We start from the raw sequence: 23,972 nt of genomic DNA on the forward strand, positions 1-23,972 counted from the left end.
CCCGCCCCGGGCGCTACCGCCCCGGGCCGACCAGCGCGTGGGCGTCCGCGACCAGGTCCCCGATCCGGCCCCAGTCCGGCGCAGGCCCGTCCAGCCGCACGCCCAGCCACCCCCGGTGCCCCGCGTAGGGCGGCCGGAAGTAGCGCTCGGTGTCCTCCCCGACGAGCCGCTGCTGCGCCCCGCCGGGCGCCGCGCACCAGAAGGCCAGGCGGTCGTCGTGGTGGTGGTCGGAGACCATCACGAACATCCGGGCCCGGCGTCCGGAGCCCGCGAACCAGCTCGGTTCCCCGTGGCTGACCCGCTCCTCGACCTCCGGCAGCGCCAGGCACAGCGCGCGCAGCCGCTCCACCGGAGTGCGCATGACGTCACCCCCGCGGGCGGGCGGCGGGCCGGGGCGCGCCCCGGTAGGTGCCGAAGTACCAGTGGTTGCCCTCCGGGTCGATGGCGGCGAAGTCGCGCGAGCCGTAGTCGGTCTCGTACAGCCCCATGAGGATCCTGGCCCCGGCGGCCACCGCGCGGGTGTGCACGGCGTCCGGATCGGCGGTGACCACGTACGCGGTGAAGCCGCCCGGCCGGCCCGGCCAGGGCTCGGCGCCCTCGGCCGGTTCACGGACCGAGCCGAGCATCACGCCGCCACCCTCGGGCCAGGCGAGTTCGGCGTGCCGGACGACCTCGTCCTCACCGTAGGTGACGACCTCCTGGAAGCCGAACGCGTCGACCAGGAAGCGGATCAGGGCCCGGGCGTCGGTGGCCCGCAGGTTGGGCCAGACCTGCGGGGCGGGGGTCTCGGTGGTGTCCATGGCTCACTCCTCGGAAAGCGCGGGTCGTTCTGCCTCCCACTGTGCGGCCGCCGCCCGGGCCCCGCCTTGGACGTTTCGGAACTTCGCCTGCTCCGGCCCCTCCGCCGCCAGCCAGGTGCTCGGTGCCGCCCCGGCCAGCGCGCGGAACTCACGGGCCAGGTGCGCCTGGTCGAAGTACCCGCAGCGCACGGCCAGTTCGGCCAGCCGGGGCGGCGATCCCGCGGAGAGCAGGCGCCTGGCCCGGTCGAAGCGCATCACCCGGGCGGCGGCCTTCGGGGTCAGCCCGGTCTCCCGGCGGAACCGATCCTGGAGGTGCCGGGCGCTCCAGCCGGTCTCCCTGGCCAGCTCGGCCACCGGCAGGGCGCCGTCGCTGCGCCGCAGCGCCCGCCAGGCCCAGCCGACCTCGGGCGGCACCCGGCCGGAGGGGCGGGCGGCCCGCAGCAGCGCCCCGTCCAGTGCGGCGAACCGCTCCGCCCAGCCGCCGGCCGCCAGCAGCTGCTCCCGGAGCCGTTCGGCGGATCGGCCGAGCACCTCCTCGGCGGACATGTCGATCCCGGCCAACTCCCCGGCGGGCAGCCCGAACAGCGCCCTGGCGGCGAGCGGGTGCACGGCGATCTGCACCCCGGACTGAGCGCCGTCGTGGGTGATCAGCGCGGGCGTGGTGTGCAGGCCGCCGAGCAGGGTCGGGTAGCTGCCGGGCGGCTGCGCGGGGTCGGGGTGCCCGGCGATCACCAGCGGTTCGTCGAGGGTGAGGATGAAGGTCAGGTACGGGGAGGGCAGTCCGCGGTGCAGGGCGGGGGCGAGGCCGCGCTGCCGGTAGCCGGAGTACCAGGCCAGGTACGGGCGCAGCGCGGTCGCGGGCCGGGCCCGGACGGCCTCGTCGACTGCCTCGCGGGCATCCGTGGTCACCCTTCCAGTATCGGCGGTCGGGGCGGTCCGGCGCCGGGCAGCGGTCGCGGGCCGAGGCGGGGTTGCTTATGGTGATGGCGCGGTCACACCCCTCCCGCTCCGACGGCGGGAGTCCGGGAGCACCGCCGGGGGGCGGGGGGACCTGGTGGGGGGAACCATCGACGAAGGAGTCCCCGTGACCACTGCCCGAGACATCATGCACACCGGCGCCCAGTGCATCGGCGCCCACCAGACGCTGGCCGAGGCCGCGCGGATGATGCGTGACAAGAACGTGGGCGCACTGCCGATCTGCGGTGACGACCAGAAGCTCAAGGGCATCATCACCGACCGCGACATCGTGCTGCGATGTATCGCGGAGGGCAAGGACCCGGCCACGATGACCGCCATGGAGCTGTCCGGCCACCTGCACTGCGTGCGGGCCGAGGACAGCATGGAGGCGGTGCTGCGCAAGATGGAGCAGCACCAGATCCGGCGCATCCCGGTGATCGACGGGGACCGGCTGGTGGGCATGATCAGCGAGGCCGACCTGGCGATGGGCCACCGCGAGGGCCAGCGGTTGACCGATCAGCAGATCATCGAGTTCATGGACAGCGTCTACATGAAGCACTGACCGGCCGACACCCCTCGTGCCCCGCCCCCGCCGCCCCGGTGACCGGCCGGACCCCCGTACCGGCCGGACCCTCCGAGCATGCCGGGCGGGGCACCGGCGCGTCTTGTACAAACGCGCAGCGCCCGGCCGCGGCCCTAGCTTCCGGCGTCCAGGACGGCGCTGGTCACCCGCCCGCTGACCCGGTCGGCGGGTTCGGGGAGGGCCGCGGCGGCGGTGTGCCGGGAGGCCAGGAACTCGCGGGGCGAGCAGCCGACCATGGTGCGGAAGGTGCGGTCGAGGTGGGACTGGTCGTAGTAGCCGCAGCGCACGGCCAGGTCGGCGCCGGTGGGGCGGTCGCCGGTGTGCCGGTCCTGGTGGGCGGCCAGGGCGGTGAGGGTGTGCTGGAGCCGGAGGATTCCCGCCGCCTGCTTGGGGGCCACTCCGAGGTGCTCGCGGAAGCGCAGTTCCAGCCGGCGGCGGCTCCACCCGGTGCCCTCGACCAGGGTGCGGATCGGCACCAGCCCGTGGGAGCGCCGCAGTTGCCGCCAGACCCAGTGGACGGACGGGTCCCAGTCAGGCCCGTACGCGAACAGCGCGCCGAAGTAGCCGTCCAGCATGGCGAACCGGGCCGGCCAGCTCGGGGCGTGGGCCAGCCGGTCGGTCAGCGCCCGCAGTCGCGGGCCCAGGACGTCCCCGGCCTCGGCCCACTGCCCGCCGAGTTCGCCGGCCAGCGGCCCGAACGCCCGGAACGCGCCCTCCGGGGTGAGTGACACGGCCAACCCGTACAGCACGCCCGCGTGTTCGGCGATCGTCGCGGTGCGGCGCAGCCCTGCCACGACCGAACCGAAGGCGGCGGCGGGGGCGAGGGAGACGGCGTCGGCGAGGCGCACGCCGCCCTCGAAGGCGAGCGCCACGGTGACGACGTCGGTCGGCACCTCCAGCCGGCGCCGCGGCTGCCGCAGGGCCAGCCGGTAGCCGCGGTAGCCGAGGACGTGTCCGCGCAGCGGGGCGGCGGGGACGCCGAGGACCGTCCCGGGCGCGGTGGGCGGGAGGGTGCTCCGGATCATCGCAACTCCCCTGCTGGGACCGGCGGGTGACAGGTGCAGCCCCATGGTAGGCGCCCTCCCGCGCCGGTCGGGCGGCCGCGCGGGGCGGCGTACGGGCGCGAACGGGCGCGAACGGAGGCGCCCGGCCTCGCGTCCCAAGGGCCGGATCGTGCTTTCCCGGTGGTGGGGAAGCGGGCAGAATCGCGCCCATGGGAAAGCAGTACGAAAGCATCGACGGTCGGCTGCGTCAGTTCATCGAGCGTCAGCCGGTCTACTTCGTGGCCACCGCCCCGCTGGCCGCCGACGGACACGTCAACCTCTCGCCCAAGGGGCGTTCCGGAACCCTCGTGGTGATCGACGAGCTGACCCTCGCCTACCTGGACTTCGGCGGCTCGCAGGCCGAGACCGTCGCCCATCTGCGGGAGAACGGCCGGATCACCCTGATGTGGTGCGCCTTCGAGGGGCCGCCGACCGTGGTGCGGGTGCACGGGTGCGGTGAGCCCGTCTTCCGGGACGACCCGCGCTTCGCCGGGCTGCTCGGCCACTTCGGCCGGGCCGCCGACGGTTCGGGCCTGCGGGCGATCGTGCTGGTCAGGGCGGAGCGGGTGAGCGACTCCTGCGGGTACGCGGTGCCGTTCATGGACTACCGCACCGACCGTGACCTGCACGCCCAGTACTTCGACCGCAAGGGCGAGGAGGAGTTCGGCGCCTACTGCGAGCGCAAGCCACTGGTCGGCACCAGCATCGACGGCCTGCCGGCCGTCCCGATGCCCCTGCCGCCCCGACCCGCCCCGGCCGCCGCCCGCACCGGCGGGTCCGGCACCGACGACTGAGGCCGGGGGGTCGCGCCCCGCCGACGGAACGGGACGTGGACGGAACGTGACGCCGGTGGAACGCGACGAGGCCGCCGCACCCCCGATGGGGTGCGGCGGCCTCGGCCGGTACGGCCCTGCGGTCCTACTTGGTCAGACCGGCCTTGACGGAGCAGACCGGCCAGGCGCCCGGGCCCTGCGAGGCGAGGACCTTCTCGCCGATGGCGATCTGCTGGTCCTTGGTGGCCTGGTGGGCCTGCGGGGCGTAGGCGGTGCCACCGAAGGCGGCCCAGGTGCTGGAGGTGAACTGCAGGCCGCCGTAGAAGCCGTTGCCGGAGTTGATGGCCCAGTTGCCGGTCGCCTCGCAGGCGGCGACCTTGTCCCAGACCGAAGCCGGCGCGGCGGAGGCGCTGGTGGCCGTGACGAGGCCGGCCACCGGCAGGACGGTGAACGCCCCGGCCATCAGAGCCATCCGGACGCGGTTGCGGCGCTTCGGGGTGGCGGTGGTGGTGGCAGCGGCGGTCTCGTTACGGAAGGTCATGGAGTTCCTTTCGGAGGGGTCTGCGAGCACGCGGAACCAGGCCCTCGGAAGGCCGTCGGTTTCGGGGACACGTCACTCGCGTGGTCCTGCACCGTCCTGCCCGGGGGCCTCGGAGGCCCGGCCGGAGCGGATCGCTCGGTGCAACGAGTTCGAAGTTACGGGGGTGGTCGTGCCGGTTTCAAGGATTTGAAGGTTTAGCCACGTCAGAGGGCTGTTACCGACGGTAAAGATCAAGGAAATGTGCCAATTTCGCCCGATTTGCACCCATTTCCAAGATCAAAGCACCCCCGGAAGTGGCCCGCGCCACTCCGAACCGGCCCCGGAACCGCTGTGAGGCCGCCCACACGGTCGACGGTGCGTGACGGGCCGCCCGCCGCCGGTGCCGATTCCGCCGCGTCGGCCGGCGACCGGGGTGGCCCGCACCACAGCCCTCACCCGCCGTGCCCCCTGCGGTCACTCCCGGTGGCGGGCATAGCCTCGGCGCATGAGCAACGAGAGCGATGCAGCGGACACGGCGGACGCGGGAGAGGCGCCCGCCGGTACGGGCGGGGCGGCGGCCGGCCCGGGAGGGGCTGCCACGGCCGGGCTGCCGACCGGCGCCGGGCACCACGAGGCCGCGGCCGCGCCCACGGGCTTCGAGCTGGGCACCGACGGCCCCAAGGTGGTCCTGGCCGGTCTGGACGGCTCCGACTCCTCCTGGCGCGCCACCGCCTACGCCGCCGGACTGGCCCGCCGGCAGGGCGCCGTCCTCGCGGTGGCCTACATCCAGCCGATCCTCGGCGCCGCGACCGCCCTGGCCGGGGCCGCGGTGGAGGAGACCACCCAGGAGATCGCCGAGGAGCTGCTGGCCGCGCTGCGCGAGGCCGAGCACCGGGTGCGCGAGGTGTGGCAGGTGGAGTGGCGCTTCCTGACCATGCGCGGTGACCCGTACACCGGCCTCGCCAAGCTCGCGGACGAGCTGCGTGCCGACGCCGTGGTGGTAGGGGTCTCCGAGCAGGCCGGACACAAGGTGATCGGGTCGGTCGCCGTCCGGCTGGTGAAGGCGGGCCGCTGGCCGGTCACCGTCGTGCCGTAGCCCGTAGCCCGTAGCCCGTAGCCCGTAGCCCGTAGCCCGTAGCCCGTAGCCCGTAGCCGGTGGCCCGGGCTGCGGGCCGGGCCGCCCGCAGGGCCGTGTCCCGGCGGCCGGTAGGGTGCGTGACCATGACGGACACGCGGGGCACGCACCCCTCCGGGCCCGCCCACCCGACCGGCAGTGACCTGCACCTCGACCTGCCCGCACGCGGCGGCCGCCGCGCGGCGCTGATGGCGGCGCTGCGCGAGGCGATCCGCAGCGGCAGACTGGCCCCCGGCACCCGGCTGCCGCCCTACCGGGCCCTCGCCGCCGACCTCGGCCTGGCCCGCAACACCGCCGCCGAGGCCTACGCCGAACTCGTCGCCGAGGGCTGGCTGACCGCCCGTCAGGGCTCCGGCACCACCGTCGCGGAGCGGGCCGAACCCGTCCCGCCCGCCCGGGCCCGCCGCCCCTCGCGCCGGCCTGGCCCCACCCACGACCTGCGCCAGGGCCGGCCCGACGCCGCCTCCTTCCCACGCGCCGCCTGGCTCGCCGCCGCCCGCCGGGCGCTCACCGCGGCCCCCAACGAGGCCTTCGGGCCCGGCGATCCGCACGGCCGGCGCGAACTGCGCACCGTCCTGGCCGACTACCTCTCCCGCGCCCGCGGGGTGCGCACCGACCCGGACCGGATCGTCGTCTGCTCCGGCTTCGCCCACGCGCTGCGGCTGCTCTTCGACGGCGCCGCGCCGGCGCTGCCGCCCGCCGAGCACGGACCGCTGGCCGTCGAGGCGTACGGGCTGGGCTTCCACCGCGGGCTGCTGGCCGCCGCCGGCGTCGCCACCGTGCCGCTGCCGATCGACGAACGGGGTGCCCGGACGGGCGAGTTGGCGCGGCACCGGGACGTCAGGACGGCCCTGCTCACCCCCGCCCACCAGTTCCCGACCGGCGGTCCGCTGCACCCGGGCCGCCGCGCCGCCGTGGTCGACTGGGCGCGCGGACGCGGCGGGCTGGTCCTGGAGGACGACTACGACGGGGAGTTCCGCTACGACCGCCAGCCGGTCGGCGCCCTCCAGGGGCTCGACCCCGAGCGGGTGGTCTACCTCGGCAGCACCAGCAAGAGCCTGAGCCCCGCGCTGCGGCTCGGCTGGATGGTGCTGCCCGACCACCTGGTGGACCGGGTGCTCGCCGCCAAGGGCGAACGCGAGGGCTGGGCCAGTGCCCTGGACCAGCTCACGCTCGCCGAGTTCATCGACTCCGGCGGCTACGACCGGCACGTGCGCCGGATGCGCCGCCAGTACCGGGACCGCCGCGACCGGCTGGTGGCCGCGCTCGCCGCCCGCGCCCCGCACGTCGAGGTGTCCGGCATCGCGGCCGGACTGCACGCGGTGCTGCGCCTGGAGCCGGGCACCGAGCGCTCGGTGCTCAAGGCCGCCGCGTACCGGGGCCTGGCCGTCGAGGGGCTCGCCGACTACCGGCACCCGGCGATCGGCGAGGAACTGATGCCCGCCGCCGACGGCCTGGTGGTCGGCTACGCCACCCCGCCGGACCACGCCTACCAGGCGGCGCTGACCGCGCTCTGCGACATCCTGCCGCCGTGCGGCTGAGGGCTGCGCGGGTTGCGCGGGCGGTGAGTGCGGCGGGGGAGGGCGGCGAAGGATAGGCCCCCGGGCGCGCCCGCGCGGTCGGAACGCGACCGCCGGGTGCCCGGTGTCCGCAGGCCGCTCCCGCGTCGGTACGGACCGGGGCCGAGGAGGGTGATCCCCGGGGGAGTGGCGCCTACGCTCCTCGGGGCGGCGAGGCCGACGACGTCCGTGCCCCCGATCCCCCGTCAGGTGCCGGCTTCCCCCGTGCCGGCACCTGGCGGGCCCTTCGCGCGGCCGTGGCCGACCGCGCGGCCGCGGGCGGTACGGGAACCACGGGCGACACGGCCGGCACCGGCCGGCACCAGCGCGAACCGCCGGGGTGGTGTGCGCCGGGTTGACGCCGGGCGGCGGATTCCCAGGTGCTCCGGCAGGGCCGTGGCCAGGGTGGGAGGCCTTGGGCAGCACGGGGATCGCAGTGGCGAACGATTGTTCCTGCAGTCCTCGGCGCAGTGGAAGTGGACTGGGCGAGATTCACCCTATCGGGGGGTAGTCGGCCTCCGTGCGGGCCCGGCGAGGCCTTGGTGATCTAGGGTTCCGGGTGGGTCGCCGGGAGACGGCGGCCGCTTCTTCGCTTGATTTCGCCAGCGCCCCCACCAGTAATCGGATCTGATGATCCGTCACGGCATGCGCCAGGGCGGCCGGTGTGCCCCCGGGCGTGTGACCAGACCACAGGAATGGAGAGTCCTGCCGATGCCCGTGGACACGAGCCCGGAGACAGAGCAGGTCAAGCAGCAGAGCCTTGCGACGGCCGCTGCCCGGAACCTTGCCACCACGACCAAGTCCGCACCGCAGATGCAGGAGATCACCTCCCGCTGGCTGCTCAAGGTGCTTCCCTGGGTGCAGGCGGCCGGTGGCGCCTACCGCGTCAACCGCCGGCTCACCTACGCCGTCGGCAACGGCGTCGTGGAGTTCATCAAGACCGGTTCGCAGGTCCGGGTGATCCCGGCCGAGCTCGGTGAGCTGGCCCTGCTGCGCGGCTACGAGGAGGAGGACGTCCTCACCGCCCTGGCCGACCGCTGCCAGCAGCGGGACTTCGGCCCCGGTGAGGTGCTCGCCACCCAGGGCGAGGCCGCCGACCGGATCTTCCTGATCGCGCACGGCAAGATCAACAAGATCGGCACCGGCAAGTACGGCGACGACACCGTGGTCGGCGTGGCCGGCGACGGTGACCGGTTCGGCGAGGACGCGCTGCTGAACCCCGACGCCGTCTGGGAGTTCACGGCCAAGACCGCCACCGCCGGTGTCGCGCTGACGCTGACCCGGGCGGACTTCGCCGCCATCCGGGACAACGCGCCTGGCCTCCAGGAGCACCTCCAGGCCTTCCTCGCCCTGCCGCTCCAGGCGCAGAACGAGCGCGGCGAGGCCGAGATCGCCATGTCGGCCGGCCACCACGGCGAGTACGAGCTGCCCGGCGCCTTCGTGGACTACGAACTCAAGCCGCGTGAGTACGAGCTGAGCGTCGCGCAGACCATCCTGAAGGTCCACACCCGCGTCGCGGACCTCTACAACCAGCCGATGAACCAGATCGAGCACCAGCTGCGGCTGACGATCGAGGCCCTGCGCGAGCGCCAGGAGCACGAGATCGTCAACAACCCGGAGTTCGGCCTGCTCAACAACGCCGACTTCGACCAGCGGATCCAGACGCAGTCCGGCCCGCCCACCCCGGACGACCTGGACGAGCTGCTCAACCGCCGTCGTGACCCCGACTACCTGCTCGCCCACCCGCGGACCATCGCCGCGATCGGCCGGGAGCTCAACGCCCGCGGGCTGTACCCCGCCCATGTCGACCTCGGCGGGCAGCAGGTGCCGGCCTGGCGCGGGGTGCCGATCCTGCCGTGCAACAAGATCCCGATCACCAAGGAGAACACCAGCTCGATCCTCGTGATCCGTACCGGCGAGGACAACCAGGGCGTCATCGGCCTGCACCAGACCGGCATCCCGGACGAGTACCAGCCGTCGCTGTCGGTCCGCTTCATGGGCATCGACGAGAAGGCGATCATCTCCTACCTGGTCAGCGCCTACTACTCGACCGCCATCCTGGTGCCGGACGCGGTCGGTGTGCTGGAGAACGTGGAGATCGCGAACCGCCGCAGCTGAGCGCACGGAACAGCGGGCGCGGACCGTAACCGGCCGGCTCGAAGATCGTTTGACCTGATGACGGACGGCCCGCCCCCGAAGGCGGGCCGTCCGCCTGATCGTTTCTGATCACTTCTGGTCGTGCCCGAAGGGGTTTCTGTCGGAAATGTGACCGCATTCGACGGCCTTGCCCATTCTGCCCATTCCCTCGCGGCCGGTCGGCCCGAGCCCGTTCCGTCCTCCCCGGACGATCCGAGAGGTGTGTGGAGCCCATGCCCCAGCTTCGGCAGATCCGCCGGATACCGCCCGACGGCGGCGGGGGCGCGACCCCCGGGCGGCAGGTGCGGCTGATCGGCGCGGCGGCCGGCGTGGTGGCGATCTGCGCGCTGGTGACCGGGGCGACGGCCTCCGGTGCCGGGTACCCGGGCGGGCACCCGCACGGCCCGGTGGTGGACACCTGCGTGTGCGGCGAGACCGATGTGTCGATGTCGGTGCGGCCGGGCGGGCAGGTGACGGTCGGCGTGGACGTGGACGTCCAGGTCGGGGTCAGCGTCAGCCCGGGCGCCGGGCTCGGCCACCACAAGCCCAAGCCCCCGCACGGCCACCACCCCTGCCACACCCCCAAGGCCACCCCGACACCCTCCGCGCCCATCCCCACGCCTTCGCGTCCGGCGCCCTCCGCGTCCTTCCCCACGCCTTCACGTCCGGTGCCCACCGCGTCCTTCCCCACGCCTTCACGTCCGGTGCCCACCGCGTCCTTCCCCACGCCCTCGCGTCCGGTGCCCACCGCGTCCTTCCCCACGCCCTCGCGTCCGGCGGGTCTGCGGAGCGAGTCCGGGAACCCGAGCGAAGGGCACGACGAGGGGCCGGACGGCGACGGGTACGGCGGTGACGACCACGAGGGCGACGGGTACGGCGGCCACGGCGGGCATCACCACCACCATCACCATCACCACCCGCACCCCTGTCCGAGCCCGAGTCCGAAGCCGACCCCCAGTCCGAAGCCGACTCCCAGTCACACGCCCAGCCCGACACCGACCCTCACCCCGACTCCGACGCCCACACTGACTCCCACCCCCACCCTGACGCCGACTCCCACCCCCACGCCGACTCCCACCCCCACGCCGACTCCCACCCCCACGCCGACTCCCACCCCCACGCCGACCCCGACACCTAGTCCGACCCCGACGCCCACCGCGTCGCCGACCCCGAGCCCGTCGCCGACCCCCACGCCGTCGCCGACCGCACCCTCCCCCAGTCCGACGCCGGCTCCCACCCCGTCTCCGGCCTCGCCCGCGCCTCCAGCGTCACCCGCACCCTCGGTACCGCCCGCGCCCGCACCGCCCCCGGCACCCGCCCCGGCTCCGGCCGCGCCCGCACCGGCAGCCCCGGCTCCCGCGGCGCCCGCTCCCGCGCCGGCCGTACCCGTCCCGGCCCCGGCAACCCCGGCCCCGGCAACCCCGGCCCCGGCGGCTCCGAGCCCGGCCGCGCCCAGTCCGGCGGCCCCCAGTCCCGCCGCCTCGCCGAGCCCGGCCCGTCCCAGCCCGCTGTGGCCGACCCCGTCGGCGCGGCCGACCTACCGCGTCCCGGCGGCGCAGCCCCTGTCCCAGGCCAAGCCCAGCCGCAGCACCTCGATGACCACCACGCTGCTGGTGATCATGCTGCCCGGCGTGCTCGCGGCGGCGGTCCTGCGTCCGGGCCGTGGCGGAGCGCGCGGCGGTGGCCGCTCCGGCCGGTCCTGATCGACCCCTGACGGTCCGCCGGCCGGGAGCCGGTCGGCGGACCGGGCCGGGGCCGTCCCCCTTGCCTTTCCGTTCCGCCACAAGCCAAGCCAGAGAAGGGAGTTCCCATGTCCGAGCTGGTAGCGTTGATCATCGCCATGGCGTCGGCCTGCGCCGTCGTCCTGGTGGTGGTGCTGCTGAGGCAGCGCCGCGCGACCGCGGAGGAGAACACCGACGAGACCCCGGACGTCATCGAGTACATCACGATGATGATCGGGGTGGTCTACGCGATCGTCCTCGGTCTTGCCATCGCGGGTGTCTGGGAGGCGCGCGGCTCCGCCCAGGACGACCTGTTCAACGAGGCGCAGTCGCTGCGCGAGGTGAGCGACCGGGCGGTGGTCTACCCGGCGGAGTTCCGGGACCAGGTCCGCGCCGATGTGGATGCCTACGTCACGTACGTGGTGAACACCGAGTGGTCCTACATGAAGGAGACCGGTTCGATCACCGAGAAGGGTGACCAGCTGCTCCTGAAGCTCAGGAACGACGTGGCCACCCGGTCGCCCGCCTCCGACCTGGAGTCGCAGGGCTACCAGCCGATCATGGACCGGATCAGCCAGGCCTCCGAAGCCCGCAACGAGCGTGGACAGAACGCCGGGCCGAGCATGCCCGGGGTGGTCTGGCTCGGCCTGATCGGCGGTGCGGTGGTGACCGTCGGCATGCTGTTCGCGCTCCAGATCCGGCGCACGCCGCGGGAGTTGATCCTGGCGCTCTGCTTCAGCGTGCTGATCTCCTTCCTGCTGTTCATCATCTGGGACTTCGACAACCCGTTCTCCCGGAGCGTCTCGGTGACCACCCAGCCGTTCGAGGACCTCTTCCCCTCGCTCGACCTCAGCGGCTGACCGGCCGGCGTGGATCCGGGCAGATGATCCTCGGATAATCTTGCCCGGATCGTCGGGGGTCGGCCCCCGGCGGAGCGAACGAGGGGATCGTCAGCAGTGTCCGACCCGACGCCGGATCTCGGCGCCCACCACCCGCCCGCCCGCCCGGAGCGCGCCTGGTGGTGGCTGCCCGCCGCCGAGCGGCTCCGACGGCGCAAGCAGCGCCGGGCATGGGAGGAGTACCGGAAGCTCTACCGCAAGAAGGAGCACGCCAAGGCCGAGCGGCGCAAGCGCCTGGGCAGGGAGGGGTCGGACTGCTGCGCCGACGGCTGCTGCGAGTTCGCCGACCCCTGTCTGATCGCGCTGATCCCCGTGATGATGGTGTCCGGCGTCCGCTTCGCCCTCACCGGGGCGCGGGGGCACCGGGCGGCCGACCCGTCCGCCCCTGCCCCGCGCGGGTTCGCGGCCGGGGTGCTGTACGGGGCGGTGCGCCACTACCGCACCGAGGTCAGCCCCCGCCGTCCGGCCTGCTGCCCGTACACCCCGTCCTGCTCGACGTACGCGGTGCAGGCGCTGCACCGGCACGGCGCGCTGCGCGGGGCCCGGCTGACGGCCGGGCGGCTGCTGCGCTGCCGCCCGGGCGCCGGCGGGACGGACCCGGTGCCGCCGCGCTGAACGGCGGCACCGCAGGCTCGCGGATGGCCCGCGCGGAGTTCCGCGCGGGCCATCGCTCGTTCTCATGACGAGACGTCAGCGCAGGCTGCTGTCCATCGAGTTGAGCATCGTGCCGGAGGCGTCGTCGTTCTCCAGGGAGAAGGCGAACAGCCCGCCCAGGCCCTTGCTCTTGGCGTAGGCCCCGCGCGCCTGGACGGCCTGCGGGGTGTCACCGGTCCAGAAGTTGGTGCCGTCGTAGACCCAGCTGCTCTCGGTGACCGGGTCCCAGTGGGTCTGCGCCGCGGTCGGGTTGAGCTCCTTCCAGGCGGCCAGGCCGGCCTCCTGGCTCAGCGGCTTCTTCGCCGTCGGGCCGGTCGCGCTCTGGTACAGGCCGTAGTTCGAGCCGGCCGGCACGCCGGTCCAGCCGCGCCAGTAGAACGGGATGCCCAGCACGATCTTGTTCGCCGGGAAGCCGCCGGGGATGCCGTACTCGGGCAGGCCGGTGGTGTACGCGGCGACCGTGGTGTCCACGTTGTACTTGCGGGTGCCCGGGGTGATCGGCGTGGTCGGGTCGGCCGGGCTGTCGTGCAGCGGGTCCTGGTGGTTGGTCGGGCCCGTGGCGTCCCACGCGCCGTGCATGTCGTAGGACATCACGTCGGCGAAGTCCAGGTAGTTGCCGATCTTGTCGGTCTCCAGCTGGGCGACCTTGTCCTGGCCGCTGGGCAGCGCCGCGGTCAGCAGGTAGCGCTTGCCCTGGGCGGCGCCGAGGGTGTCCAGCTGGGTGCGGAACTCCTTCAGCAGCAGGGTGAAGTTCTGCTTGTCGGCGGGGGAGTAGTGGTTGCCGGTGTGGCCGCCGGCCGAGCCCGGGTACTCCCAGTCGAGGTCGATGCCGTCGAAGAGGCCCGCCGCCGAGGCCTGACCGCCGGAGGCGTCACCGGCCACGCCGGTCGGCAGGTTCCCCTTGAGGAACATGTCGACGCAGGAGGAGACGAAGGCCTTCCGGGAGGAGTCGGTGGCCGCCGCGTCGGAGAAGTACTTGGAGTACGTCCAGCCGCCGATCGAGATGGTGAAGCGCAGGTTCGGGTACTTGGCCTTCAGCTGGCGCAGCTGGTTGAAGTTGCCCTTGAGCGGCTGCTCCCAGGTGTCGGCGCTGCCGTCCACGCTGGTGCCGGAGTTGTAGTCGGCCTGGTAGTCGGCGTAGGCGTCGCCCGCGCCGTCACCGGCGTTGGGGTTGTTCTCGTTGCCCGAGTCGGAGGCCTTCACCGCCTGGAAGCAGGTGAACTTGGTCGGGTCGATGTTGGCGAACGCGTAGTGGACGACGTCCAGCTTGCCCGCCGCGCCGCTGGTGTCGACGTTCTTCGCGTTGTAGGCGTTCTCGTAGACGCCCCACTGGTCGAAGTAGGCCGAGCGGATCGGCTGCTGGGCGGGGGCGGCCGCGGTCGTGGTGCTCACCGGCGCGGACTGGGCCGAGGCGTGGCTGCCGGAGTAGCCCTGGACGCTGAAGGTGTAGCTCTTGCCCGGCAGCAGCGAGCTGACCGCGACCGAGGTGCCCATCGAGGTGGCGACCAGCTGGCCGTTGGACCACACCTTGTAGGAGACCGGGCCGTCACCGCTGGTCAGCGTGGACGGCTGCCAGGTGAGCACCACCGCGTTGGAGGTGGCCTTGGTGACCGCGAAGCCGGTCGGGGTGGTGACCTTGCCGTCCCCGGCCGGGCCGCTCGCGGTGGCCGTCGGGGTCGGGGTGGTGCTCGTGGGGGTGCCCGTCGGGGTGCCGGTGGCGGTCGGGCTGCCGGTCGCGGTGGGGCTGGTGGTCGCCGTCGGGCTGGCCGTCGCGGTCGGGCTGGCGGTGGGGCTGGCGGTGGCCGTCGGGCTGGCGGTCGAGGTGGGGCCGCCGGGGCCGGTCAGCGTGAGGTCGTCCGCGTAGTACGTGCCGGTGCCGTACCAGCCGTGGGTGAAGACCGAGACGGACGTCGTGGTGGCACCGGTGGTGAAGGTGGTGCTCAGCTGGTTCCAGCCGGTCCCGCCCGGCGTCCAGGCCGAGGCGTTGACACCGGTGCCGGTGGCGCCCAGGTAGACGTAGCTGCCCTGCACCCAGCCGGCCAGGGTGTACGTGGTGTTCGGCTGGACGGCGACGGTCTGCTGGCACTGCGCGGTGTCGCCGGCGGAGGCGGCGCCGCTGAGCGCGCGGCTCCCGCCGTGCACCGGGCTGGTGACGACCGAGCCGTTGGAGCAGGTCCAGCCGGCCAGGGTGCCGGCCTCGAAGTCGCCGTTGGCCAGCAGGTTGACCGGCGCGGCCGAGGCGGAGCCGAAGGTGAGGGCGATGGCGGCACCGCTGGTGGTCAGGGTGGCGGCCAGGGCCAGTGCGGTGGCCCTTCTGCGGTGGGCGGCCCGACGGCCGGCGCGCTCCCCGGCGGGGTGGGCGGGCTGTGCGGGCAGGACACGGTCGTGCATGCGGTGGGTCCTCCGGATGTGTGGGGGGTTCCGGCGGTGCGGTGGCCCGGGTGGGCCGTGGGGAGCCGGCCCGGGCGCGGTGGGGGCGCCGCGGGCTGGTGACGCGTGCTGACGAACGGTGCGCGGACGGGACGGGCCTCCGACCCGTTCACGTCACGACTGAACAGATTGGACTGGACCAATATTCGCCGTCAAGGGTGTCCGCCCGCTGGACCGTTCCCGACCGGGGGCGCCGGGGCCCGGTAGGTTGACCGGTACGAGCAGGCCCGCCGGACGAGGAGGCGCGATGGACAGCCAGGACTGGGACGACCGCTACGCCGCGAGCGAGCTGGTGTGGGGCGCCGAGCCCAACCAGTGGGTGGTCCGCGAACTGACCGGCCGCACCCCAGGCCACGCCCTCGACCTGGCCGCCGGAGAGGGCCGCAACGCCATCTGGCTGGCGGCCCAGGGCTGGGAGGTCACCGGACTGGACTTCTCCGCCGTCGCCCTGGAACGTGCCGAACGGCTCACCTCCGACCTGCCCGACGAGGTCGCCGACCGGCTCACCTGGCGCCACGGCGACGCCCGCGCCGTCGAAGCCCCCGCCGCCGGCTACGACCTCGTCCTGGTCGCCTACCTCCAGATCCCCGCCGCGGACCGCAGGACCGCCCTGCGTCGCGCCGCCGACGCGCTCGCCCCCGGCGGCACCCTGCTGGTCGTCGGGCACGACCTGAGCAACCTCACCGAGGGCGTCGGCGGCCCGCAGGACCCGGCGCTGCTCTTCACCCCGCAGGACGTCCTGGCGGACCTCGCCGACCGCGGGCTGCGCACCGTCCGCGCCGAGCGGGTGCACCGCACGGTCGGCGGCGAGCCCGGGCACCGGGGCGGCGGGGGTGGCACCGGAGGCAAGGGCGGCGAGGACGCCAGGGTCGCGGTGGACGCGCTGGTGCGGCTGGAGCGCGGCGCGGGGTGACGGACCGGCGCCCTCCGCGCGGCGCGGCCACACCTGCCGGACGGCGAGGCCCGATCCACCTGGCGGCGTAAGACAACTGACGTATCGTCAACTAGCTTGTGGGGCATGAGGACTCGTGTGCTCCCGGCGGCGGTGGCCGCCGCCGCGCTGCTGCTGGCCGGATGCAGCGGTTCGGGCTCCGGCTCGGACCCAGGCCCCGGCCCCAGCTCCGGCTCCGCTTCCGCTTCGGGTTCCGGCGATGCGGAACGGCGGTGGCCGACCGGGGAAGGTGCCGAGCGCCGTGCCGACGGCGCGCGGCTGCTCTACCGCGCCGCGGGCGGCCACAGCGCCCAGAATCCGGCCTTCGCCCCGGACGGCCGGTCGGTGCTGCTGACCGAGTTCAGCGGGGGCTACAACCAGGGCGCCGCCGCCCTCAGCGTCCTGCCACTGGACGGCGGCGCGCCGCGCAAGGTGGTGGAGGATCCGGACAAGGCGGCGGTCAACCTTCCCGGCACCAGCTGGAACGCCGCCGCCGACGCCTTCGCCTTCGCCACCGACCGGGAGTCCGAGCACGACGAGGTCTGGCTGATGAAGCCCGGCGGCGCCCCCGAGCGGGTGACCAGGCACGCCGACGACAGCGGCTACAGCGAGCCGAGCTTCTCCCCGGACGGCGAGTGGATCGTCTTCCAGCAGAGCCACGAGCCGGAGCGCGCCGCCGCGGGCGACGCGGCTGGGCGGGACTCGCTCTGGAAGGTCCGCCGCACCGGCGGCACGCCCGTCCCGCTGGTGGACGGCCCGGCCACCGGGACCGACAACCGGCAGCCGAACTGGTCCCCGCGGGGCGACCGGATCGTCTTCCAGCGGCGGACCGCGGGCCGGGAGGACTGGTCGCTGTGGACGGTCGCGGCGGACGGCGGCGGACTGCGGCAGGTCACCGAGGCGCCGGGCGAGCACACCGACCCGAGCTGGTCCCCGGACGGCCGTTTCCTGGTCTTCTCCTCCAACCTCGGCGATCTGCCCAACGCCCAGGTCTTCGTGGTGGAGGCGGGCGGCGGCACGCCCGTCCGGGTGACCCGTGACGACTCCGCCTACGACGGTGCGCCGAGCTGGTCCCCGGACGGGCAGTGGATCGCCTTCGAGTCCGCCCCGGGCGGCGAGACCCACCCCGCCGCCCTCTGGCGGATTCCCGCGCCCGCCGGATAGGGCCCCGTCAGGCGGCCGGGCCGACGGTGATCGTCACCACCGAGTACTGCGCGACGGTCAGCGGCACGCTGACCGTCCCGCCGGTGACGGTGTACGGGACGGCCTTGGGCGTCGGGTCGGTGCCGTCCGGACTGGCGACGGTGACCGCCGTGACGCCCGCCCCCGCCGGGAGGGCGTAGGAGAGCGTGCAGTTGGCGGGTGCGCTGTGGAAGGCCGCCGGGGTGTCGCCGAAGTTGGTGAAGTTCACCAGGTGGACGACGGTGTCGGCGTCGAGCCGCCGGGCGTCCAGGAAGATCCGCCGGTCCCCGGCCAGGGTGACGGCCGGCGGGGCGGACTGCCGGACGGCGGTGAGCAGCTGGTCCGCCGAGGCCTGGTCGGTCTTGGTCAGGTAGCTCAGGCCGGGCAGCGCCTTGACGTACCAGCAGCTGCCGCTGCCGTAGGAGTTCTGTTTGGTGGCGGGCAGCGGGTCGGCCCTGCGCAGGCCGAGCACGTCTGCCAGCGCGAACTCGGTGCGCTGGCCGCCCAGTTCGTCCAGCGCGGTGGGCGCGGGGCCGGTGATCACGATCGTTCCGCCGGCCGAGACGAAGGCGCGCAGCAGCGCCGCCTCGGTGTCCGAGACCGCCTGGAGGTTGGGCAGCAGCAGCACCTTGAAGCGGGCCAGGTCGTCGGCGGTCAGGCCGGGGCTGGGCACCGTGTCGAACGGGACGTGGGCGTAGACCAGTGCCTTCACGGTGCCCCGGAACTCGCCGAGCCAGGAGAGCGAGGCGCAGCTCATCGCCGGGTCGTCGCCGCCCCACCAGTCGGTGATCCCGGCCGGCGCCTTGGCGTTGACGTACATCCCGTTGCCCTCGCCGGGGGCCACGTAGTCCCGGGACGGCGCGGAGTGGTAGACGCCGACCTGGGCGATCGAGGCCGGGTCGTAGAGCTTCGCCTGGTTGAGGCGGACGAAGCGGTACATCCGGGTGCGCATCGGGGCGTCCACGGTGTCGTTCTTGAACGGGGTCTTCACCTCGTACGGGTTGCAGCCCGCCGCGAGCAGCTGGGACATCACCAGTGAGGCGTCGTCGGCCTGCCAGCCGTAGGAGAACGCCCAGGCGGGCTTGGTGCCGCTGGCGGCGCGGGCGTACTTGTACATCGAGATCAGGCAGACCCAGTCGGAGGCGGTGGCGTGGCGCATGCCGTCGTAGTTGCCGAGGATGTCCACCTCCCAGACCTGGCTGACGGCGCCGGGGGCCTGGCGCAGGTAGCCGCCGTCCAGGCCGATCGAGGTGGCGTAGCGGTAGTCCATCGAGACGGTCTCGACGAAGGTGACCAGGTCGGGGTTGACCGAGCGGCCCGCGTCGGCGATGTCCAGCTGGAACCGGAGCAGGTTGCGGTGGCGCCACTCGACGTAGCGGCGGAAGACCGGGTCGGCGAAGTTCGCGGCCTTCGGCAGGGCGAGGCCGGTGTCCGCCTTGAACGCGGCCGCGCCCCAGGTGGAGGCGTCGCACCAGGAGAGCACGCCGTCGAAGTAGATCGGCACGTCCGGCCAGATGCCGTCCACGCCGGTCGCGGCCACGCCCTTGATCCGCTTGAGGTAGTAGTCCCGCCAGGGCGAGTTGGGGCTGAGCCAGACGCTCTCGTCGCCCGGGTCGACCCAGACCACCACGCTGCCGTAGAACACGTTGGGCTTGCCGGCGATGTCGCGCTGGACCCAGTTCTTGCCCTGGTCGTTCTTGTAGAAGGAGCGGCCCTTCTCGCCGCCGGGGGAGATCAGCTCCAGGGAGGGGTAGTACATGACGACCTTGAGGCCGGCGGCGTGGGCCAGGCCGGTGAACATCTTCACCTCGGCCATGTGGGCGGCGAACTGGGCGTCGGTGAGCCAGTCGGAGAGCAGGGTGTCCAGCTCGATGACGCTGACCTCCTGCGCCTTGAGGGCGTCCACGGCGCTCTGCATGTCGGCGGGCTCGTTGAAGGTGCCGTCGGCGATGCGGGCGTAGCGGGTCCAGTCCGGCCAGGCCTGCCCGGCGGTGCCGCGCGGGCCTGCCAGGTGGGAGGAGGGCCACAGACCGCCGTACTGGGAGTTCCCGTACTCGGCGCTGTCGTACTCCACGGCGGGGAACGTGGGCGGTGTCTCGGCCCAGGCGGTGCCGCCGGGCAGCAGCCGGACGGTGGCCAGTGCGCCGCCCGCGCCGAGGCCGGCCCGGAGCAGGCGGCGGCGCCCGAGGCGGGACTCCCCGGGGCGTTGCGGTGCGGCGTGCTGTCCGGCTCTGTCGGGCCTGCCGGTTCCTTCGTGCTGCTCGGTTCCTTCGTGCTGCTCGGGCATGGTGGTCCCCCCAGCGTCAGTGGGCCGGCGCGGGTGGGCGTGGCCCGGGAACGGTCGTGAGCACTGCGATCGGTGCGGAGGCGACGCGCGGTCGCTGCCGGGCGCGGCCCCGGGGCCGACCCTAGACTGTGCGCAGTCCCGGTCGTCCGGTCACGGTCCGCGGCTACGCCAGACGTCGGACCGCCGGTTCCCTCAGTATGCGGACCGTCGTCGGGGTGAGGTCCGGGGGCTTACGGGGTACAGGTGCTCGCAGGACACCGTTGATGATCATAATTTTCTACAGTGCTGTAGATTCGCGGCACGGGCGGTGGCAGAACGAGGAGGGCGCGATGAGCGTTTCGCTGGCCAAGGGGCAGAAGATCAGCCTGGAGAAGCCGGGCGGTGGGCAGCTGAGCCTGGTCCGGATGGGCCTCGGCTGGAAGGCGGCCGAGCGCAAGGGCTTCTTCTCCAAGCTGCTCGCAGCCGGCCGGGAGATCGACCTGGACGCCTCGGCGGTGCTGTTCGCCCAGGGGCGCCCGGTGGACGTGGTCTTCTTCCAGCACCTCAACAGCAACGACGGTTCGGTCCGGCACAGCGGGGACAACCTGGTCGGCGGCTCGGGAGCCGCGACCGACGACGAGTCCATCACCGTCGACCTGACCACCGTCTCGGCGGAGGTCGACCAGATCGTCTTCACCGTCAACTCCTTCACCGGGCAGACCTTCCAGGAGGTCGAGGCGGCCTTCTGTCGGCTCGTGGACGAGACCACCGGCACCGAGCTGGCCCGCTACACGCTCACCGGCGGTGGCCCGTACACCGCCCAGATCATGGCCAAGGTGCAGCGCACGGCGACGGGTTGGCAGATGGCCGCGATCGGCCAGCCGGCCAGTGGGCGGACCTTCCAGGACCTGATGCCGGAGCTGGTCAAGCACCTCTGATCCCGGTCGGGGTGTGCCCGGCGCCGGGCGTCAGTGGACGTCGCGGCGCCGGAACCCGGCCAGGGCCAGCGCGATCAGGGCGGCCGCGACCGCGGTGAGCGCGGCGAGCGGCGTCCAGTCCATCGGGGCCGCCGGGAGCCGGGGCACATGGCCGTACGGGGAGAGCCGCTCCAGGCCCGCGGGGAGGTCCAGCAGCGGGCCCAGGTAGCCGATCACGAAGGCGTACGCGGGCACCAGCCAGGCCAGCGGCGTCGCCCTGGGCAGCCAGCCGTACACGGCGGCGGCGAAACCCACGGTCACCCACTGGGCGGGCGCGAAGGCCAGCGCCGCGCCGGTCAGCCGCAGGAGCGCGCCCCCGTCGCCGCTGGACAGCGCCCCGGCCAGGCCGTAGCCCGCGCCCGCCGCGAGCAGCACCGCGGTGGAGCCCAGCAGGGCGGCCGTCAGGTGTCCGCCCAGCCAGGCGGACCGCGACACGCCGGTGGCCAGCACCGGCGCGGCCCGTCCCGCGCTCTCCTCGGCGCGCGGGCGCAGCGTCGCCAGCACCGCGTGGACGCCGCCGATCACGGCGACCACCAGCATGGTCAGCGCGGCGTAGGAGTCGGCGAGGGTGGGCCCGCCGAGCCGGGCGAGCGCGTCCCTGATCCGGTCGACGTCCCTGAGCAGCGAGTCGGCGTCGCCGAGCAGTGAGCCGTACATCGCGCCCACCACCAGCAGCGCGGCCGCGAAGCCGCCGAGCAGTCCGCGGTGCAGGCGCAGGGCGAGGCCGAACGCGGTGCCCAGGGCCGCGCTGCCGGTGGCCGGTCCCGGACGGGCGGCGCGCAGGCCGGCGCCGTGGTCCCGGCGGCTGCTCAGCGCGAATCCGGCGGCGCCGGTCGAGGCGGTCAGGGCGAGCGCGGGCAGCAGCGGCCACCAGCGGTCGTCCACGAAGGGGTAGCCGCGCTGGAGCCAGCCGATCGGGGAGGCCCAGGACAGCGCGCCCGACCCGGCGTCCCCGGCGGCGCGCAGGGCGTAGCCGGCGCCGAGCACCGCGAGGGCCAGCCCGGAAGCGGTGCGGGTGTGCGCGGTGAGCTGGACGGTGACGGCGGCCACCGCGGCGAACAGCAGCCCGCCGAGCGCGGTCGCGGCGCCGAACAGCGCGGATCCGGCGGCGGAGAGGCCGGGGACGCCGAGGGCGGGCAGGCCGGCCGCGAGCAGCAGGCCGAGGGCGAGGTCGGCGACGGCGGCGGTGGCCAGGGCGGCGGCGAGCGGGGCGTGCCGGCCGACGGCGGCGGAGCGGACGAGTTCGGCGCGGCCGCTCTCCTCCTCGGCCCTGGTGTGCCGGGTGACGGTCAGGACGCCCATCAGCCCGGCGAGGACGGCCAGCAGGCCGAGCATCCGGTGGCTCAGCATGGCGCCCCACGTGTAGTCGGCCAGGTAGTGGGCCGGGCCGCTCATCGCGAGGAGTGCCGGGTTGTCCGAGCCGTGGGCGATCGAGGCGCGGTCGGCGGCGGTCGGGTAGAGGCTGTGGACGCTGTCGGCGGTGGCCAGGGTGACCAGCCAGAGGCCGAGCACCCAGGCGGACAGCCGGACGCGGTCGCGGAGCAGGGCGAAGCGGAGCAGCGCGGCGGTGCCGGCCAGGGTGCTGCCGGGCGCCGCCCCGCGGGGTGGGGCGGCCGGTCCGGCGGTGGCGGCGGTGGCGGTCATCGCGGGGCCTCGTCCTCGGCGCGGTGCCCGTTGGCGGCGAGTTCGTCGCCGTAGTGGCGCAGCATCAGCTCCTCCAGGGTGGGCGGGTGGCTGGCCAGGCTGCGCAGCCCGGCTTCGCTCAGGGCCCGTACGGCGGCGTCCAGCCGGGTGCCGTCCACGGCGAAGCGGACCCGGTGGCCCTCGGTGCGCAGGTCGTGCACGCCGGGCAGCGCCTCCAGTCCGGTGACCGGGCGGAGGGTCTCGGCCTCGACGGTGGTGCGGGTGAGGTGGCGCAGCTCGCCGAGGGTGCCGCTCTGCACGACCCGGCCGTGCCGGATGATGCTGACCCGGTCGCCCAGCTTCTCCACCTCGTCCAGGAGGTGGCTGGAGAGCAGGACGGTGCGGCCGTCGTGCCTGGCCTGGCGCACGAGGTCCTGGAAGACCACCTCCATCAGCGGGTCGAGGCCGGAGGTCGGTTCGTCGAGGAGGGGCAGCTCGGCGTCGGAGGCGAGGGCGGCGACGATGGCGACCTTCTGCCGGTTGCCCTTGGAGTAGCTGCGGCCCTTCTTGGTCGGGTCGAGGTCGAAGCGCTCGATCAGTTCGTCGCGGCGGCGGCGGTCGGGCCGGCCGCGCAGCCGGGAGAGCAGGTCGATGGCCTCGCCGCCGGTGAGGTCGGGCCAGAGCTCGACGTCACCGGGGACGTAGGCGAGGCGACGGTGCAGCTCGACGGCGTCGTGCCACGGGTCCCTGCCGAGCATCCGGGCGCTGCCGCCGTCGGCGCGCAGCAGGCCGAGCAGGACGCGGAGGGTGGTGGACTTCCCGGCCCCGTTGGGTCCGAGGAAGCCGTGGACCTCGCCGGTCTCGACGGTCAGGTCGAGGCCGTCCAGCGCGGTGGTCCGGCCGAAGGCCTTGCGCAGGCCGGACAGGATGATGGCCTTGGTCATACTTCTGAAGCTAGCGTAAGTTCAGAAAAACGTGAAGATTGGGAAGGCGTTAAAGTTCGAGCAGCGGAAAGCGATCACCGGGAAGGGGCGCAGGGCGGTGCGGCAGACGAAGGGTGCGGGCGACACCGAGGCGGGGCGCGGCGACAGGGCGGTGTCGGACTTCGTCGAGCGCTTCGCCGCGGAGCTGGTGGTCGCGGGCATGGGCCGGATGCCGTCCCGGATCTTCTCCTGCCTGATGGCGGAGGAGAGCGGGGTGCTCACCTCCGCCGAACTCTCCGAACGCCTGCGGATCAGCCCGGCCGCGGTCTCCGGCGCGATGCGCTACCTGATCCAGGTCGGCCTGGTCGCCAAGGAACGCGAGCCCGGCTCCCGGCGCGACCGCTACCGGGTGCTCAACGACGTCTGGTTCGAGTCGCTGACCCGGCGCGACGAGATCATGCTGCGCTGGATCCGGGTGCTGCGCGAGGGCGAGGCCACCGTCGGCGCCGGCACGGTGGCGGGGGAGCGGCTGGCGGAGAGCGCCGCCTTCTTCGAGTTCATGATCGACGAGCTGCACGGCATGCTGGGCCGCTGGCGCGAGCACCGCGCGGCGCGGGCCTAGACGCGGGCGCGGCCCGCCCACCCCCTCCGGCGGGGCAAGGAGCGGCGGGGCATGGCGCCGGTTCGGGCGGGCCGGGAGCCTCCGACTCACTTGCGGGCGTGGGTGGTTCGTTCCGCCTCGTCGAGTGGTTCGCGGACGCCGGGGGGGGGGGCCCCCCGCCCCCCCCCCCCCCCCCCCCCCCCCCGGCGCGGCGGGGGGGCGGGGGGGGGGCCCCCCCCCCCCCGGCCCCCCCCCCGCC

Annotated in this window: 20 protein-coding genes; 11 read left to right on the forward strand and 9 right to left on the reverse strand. The window is 74.2% G+C overall.

What is annotated here, in order from left to right; translation table 11 throughout:
* Positions 1 to 13: 13 nt before the first annotated feature.
* Genes ACIQOW_RS14665 through ACIQOW_RS14675 form a run of 3 tightly spaced genes read right to left on the reverse strand, consistent with a single transcriptional unit; the run spans position 14 to position 1,709 of the window.
* The gene (locus ACIQOW_RS14665; RefSeq protein WP_401084075.1) at positions 14 to 361 is read right to left on the reverse strand and encodes an MmcQ/YjbR family DNA-binding protein; all 348 of its coding nucleotides are present in this window, start codon (positions 359 to 361) and stop codon (positions 14 to 16) included.
* A 4-nt stretch (positions 362 to 365) separates the two neighbouring features.
* Positions 366 to 800: a VOC family protein gene (locus ACIQOW_RS14670; RefSeq protein WP_401084077.1), complete on the reverse strand. Its 435-nt coding sequence runs from the start codon at positions 798 to 800 to the stop codon at positions 366 to 368.
* Positions 801 to 803: 3 nt separating this feature from the next.
* Positions 804 to 1,709, reverse strand: a complete 906-nt coding sequence (locus ACIQOW_RS14675) for a helix-turn-helix domain-containing protein (protein ID WP_401084079.1) — start codon at positions 1,707 to 1,709, stop codon at positions 804 to 806.
* A gap of 175 nt (positions 1,710 to 1,884) precedes the next feature.
* Between ACIQOW_RS14675 and ACIQOW_RS14680 the strand changes: the two genes are divergently transcribed.
* Complete coding sequence (locus tag ACIQOW_RS14680; RefSeq protein WP_188300275.1) at positions 1,885 to 2,319, forward strand: CBS domain-containing protein; 435 nt, start codon at positions 1,885 to 1,887, stop codon at positions 2,317 to 2,319.
* 134 nt (positions 2,320 to 2,453) lie between these two features.
* Here the strand turns inward: ACIQOW_RS14680 and ACIQOW_RS14685 are convergent, their stop codons facing one another.
* Entirely contained in the window at positions 2,454 to 3,365 is a 912-nt protein-coding gene (locus tag ACIQOW_RS14685) for a helix-turn-helix domain-containing protein (protein WP_401084081.1), read from the reverse strand.
* Positions 3,366 to 3,553: 188 nt separating this feature from the next.
* On the opposite strand from ACIQOW_RS14685, the gene ACIQOW_RS14690 reads away from it, so the two are divergent.
* On the forward strand, positions 3,554 to 4,177 hold the full coding sequence (locus ACIQOW_RS14690; protein ID WP_401084083.1) for a pyridoxamine 5'-phosphate oxidase family protein: 624 nt from the start codon (positions 3,554 to 3,556) through the stop codon (positions 4,175 to 4,177).
* A 124-nt stretch (positions 4,178 to 4,301) separates the two neighbouring features.
* Here ACIQOW_RS14690 and ACIQOW_RS14695 read toward each other — a convergent pair whose 3' ends face one another.
* Entirely contained in the window at positions 4,302 to 4,697 is a 396-nt protein-coding gene (locus ACIQOW_RS14695; RefSeq protein ID WP_401084085.1) for a transglycosylase family protein, read from the reverse strand.
* Positions 4,698 to 5,181: 484 nt separating this feature from the next.
* On the opposite strand from ACIQOW_RS14695, the gene ACIQOW_RS14700 reads away from it, so the two are divergent.
* The 5 genes from ACIQOW_RS14700 to yidD all read left to right on the forward strand — a co-directional run bounded on the left by ACIQOW_RS14700 (position 5,182) and on the right by yidD (position 12,741).
* On the forward strand, positions 5,182 to 5,772 hold the full coding sequence (locus ACIQOW_RS14700; protein WP_401084086.1) for a universal stress protein: 591 nt from the start codon (positions 5,182 to 5,184) through the stop codon (positions 5,770 to 5,772).
* Between the two features lie 125 nt (positions 5,773 to 5,897).
* Positions 5,898 to 7,352, forward strand: a complete 1,455-nt coding sequence (locus ACIQOW_RS14705; RefSeq protein WP_401084088.1) for a PLP-dependent aminotransferase family protein — start codon at positions 5,898 to 5,900, stop codon at positions 7,350 to 7,352.
* Positions 7,353 to 8,081: 729 nt separating this feature from the next.
* Positions 8,082 to 9,488, forward strand: coding sequence for a family 2B encapsulin nanocompartment shell protein (locus ACIQOW_RS14710; protein WP_401084090.1), 1,407 nt, complete (start codon positions 8,082 to 8,084; stop codon positions 9,486 to 9,488).
* A 1,828-nt stretch (positions 9,489 to 11,316) separates the two neighbouring features.
* On the forward strand, positions 11,317 to 12,087 hold the full coding sequence (locus ACIQOW_RS14715) for a hypothetical protein (protein WP_401084092.1): 771 nt from the start codon (positions 11,317 to 11,319) through the stop codon (positions 12,085 to 12,087).
* 96 nt (positions 12,088 to 12,183) lie between these two features.
* Entirely contained in the window at positions 12,184 to 12,741 is a 558-nt protein-coding gene (gene yidD / locus ACIQOW_RS14720; RefSeq protein ID WP_401084093.1) for a membrane protein insertion efficiency factor YidD, read from the forward strand.
* A 75-nt stretch (positions 12,742 to 12,816) separates the two neighbouring features.
* On the opposite strand, the gene ACIQOW_RS14725 is transcribed toward yidD, so the two are convergent.
* Entirely contained in the window at positions 12,817 to 15,171 is a 2,355-nt protein-coding gene (locus tag ACIQOW_RS14725) for a glycosyl hydrolase family 18 protein (RefSeq protein WP_401084095.1), read from the reverse strand.
* A 286-nt stretch (positions 15,172 to 15,457) separates the two neighbouring features.
* Between ACIQOW_RS14725 and ACIQOW_RS14730 the strand changes: the two genes are divergently transcribed.
* Positions 15,458 to 16,123 carry a class I SAM-dependent methyltransferase gene (locus ACIQOW_RS14730; RefSeq protein WP_401084096.1) on the forward strand — a complete coding sequence of 222 codons (666 nt, stop codon included), beginning with the start codon at positions 15,458 to 15,460 and terminating at the stop codon, positions 16,121 to 16,123.
* A gap of 105 nt (positions 16,124 to 16,228) precedes the next feature.
* Positions 16,229 to 17,305, forward strand: coding sequence for a TolB family protein (locus tag ACIQOW_RS14735; RefSeq protein WP_401084098.1), 1,077 nt, complete (start codon positions 16,229 to 16,231; stop codon positions 17,303 to 17,305).
* Between the two features lie 7 nt (positions 17,306 to 17,312).
* Here the strand turns inward: ACIQOW_RS14735 and ACIQOW_RS14740 are convergent, their stop codons facing one another.
* Positions 17,313 to 19,610 (reverse strand): hypothetical protein, encoded by a 2,298-nt coding sequence (locus ACIQOW_RS14740; protein ID WP_401084100.1) that lies wholly within the window; start codon positions 19,608 to 19,610, stop codon positions 17,313 to 17,315.
* A 329-nt stretch (positions 19,611 to 19,939) separates the two neighbouring features.
* Between ACIQOW_RS14740 and ACIQOW_RS14745 the strand changes: the two genes are divergently transcribed.
* Positions 19,940 to 20,527, forward strand: coding sequence for a TerD family protein (locus tag ACIQOW_RS14745; protein WP_188296929.1), 588 nt, complete (start codon positions 19,940 to 19,942; stop codon positions 20,525 to 20,527).
* Between the two features lie 30 nt (positions 20,528 to 20,557).
* Here the strand turns inward: ACIQOW_RS14745 and ACIQOW_RS14750 are convergent, their stop codons facing one another.
* Entirely contained in the window at positions 20,558 to 22,210 is a 1,653-nt protein-coding gene (locus tag ACIQOW_RS14750; RefSeq protein WP_401084102.1) for an ABC transporter permease, read from the reverse strand.
* Positions 22,207 to 23,133: an ATP-binding cassette domain-containing protein gene (locus ACIQOW_RS14755; RefSeq protein ID WP_401084104.1), complete on the reverse strand. Its 927-nt coding sequence runs from the start codon at positions 23,131 to 23,133 to the stop codon at positions 22,207 to 22,209. The genes ACIQOW_RS14750 and ACIQOW_RS14755 overlap by 4 nt, the downstream gene beginning before the upstream one ends.
* A 97-nt stretch (positions 23,134 to 23,230) precedes the next feature.
* Between ACIQOW_RS14755 and ACIQOW_RS14760 the strand changes: the two genes are divergently transcribed.
* Entirely contained in the window at positions 23,231 to 23,734 is a 504-nt protein-coding gene (locus ACIQOW_RS14760) for a GbsR/MarR family transcriptional regulator (RefSeq protein ID WP_401084519.1), read from the forward strand.
* The last annotated feature ends 238 nt before the right edge of the window (positions 23,735 to 23,972 follow it).

The sequence above is a fragment of the Kitasatospora sp. NPDC091335 genome (genome assembly GCF_044757205.1).
GTDB lineage: Bacteria > Actinomycetota > Actinomycetes > Streptomycetales > Streptomycetaceae > Kitasatospora.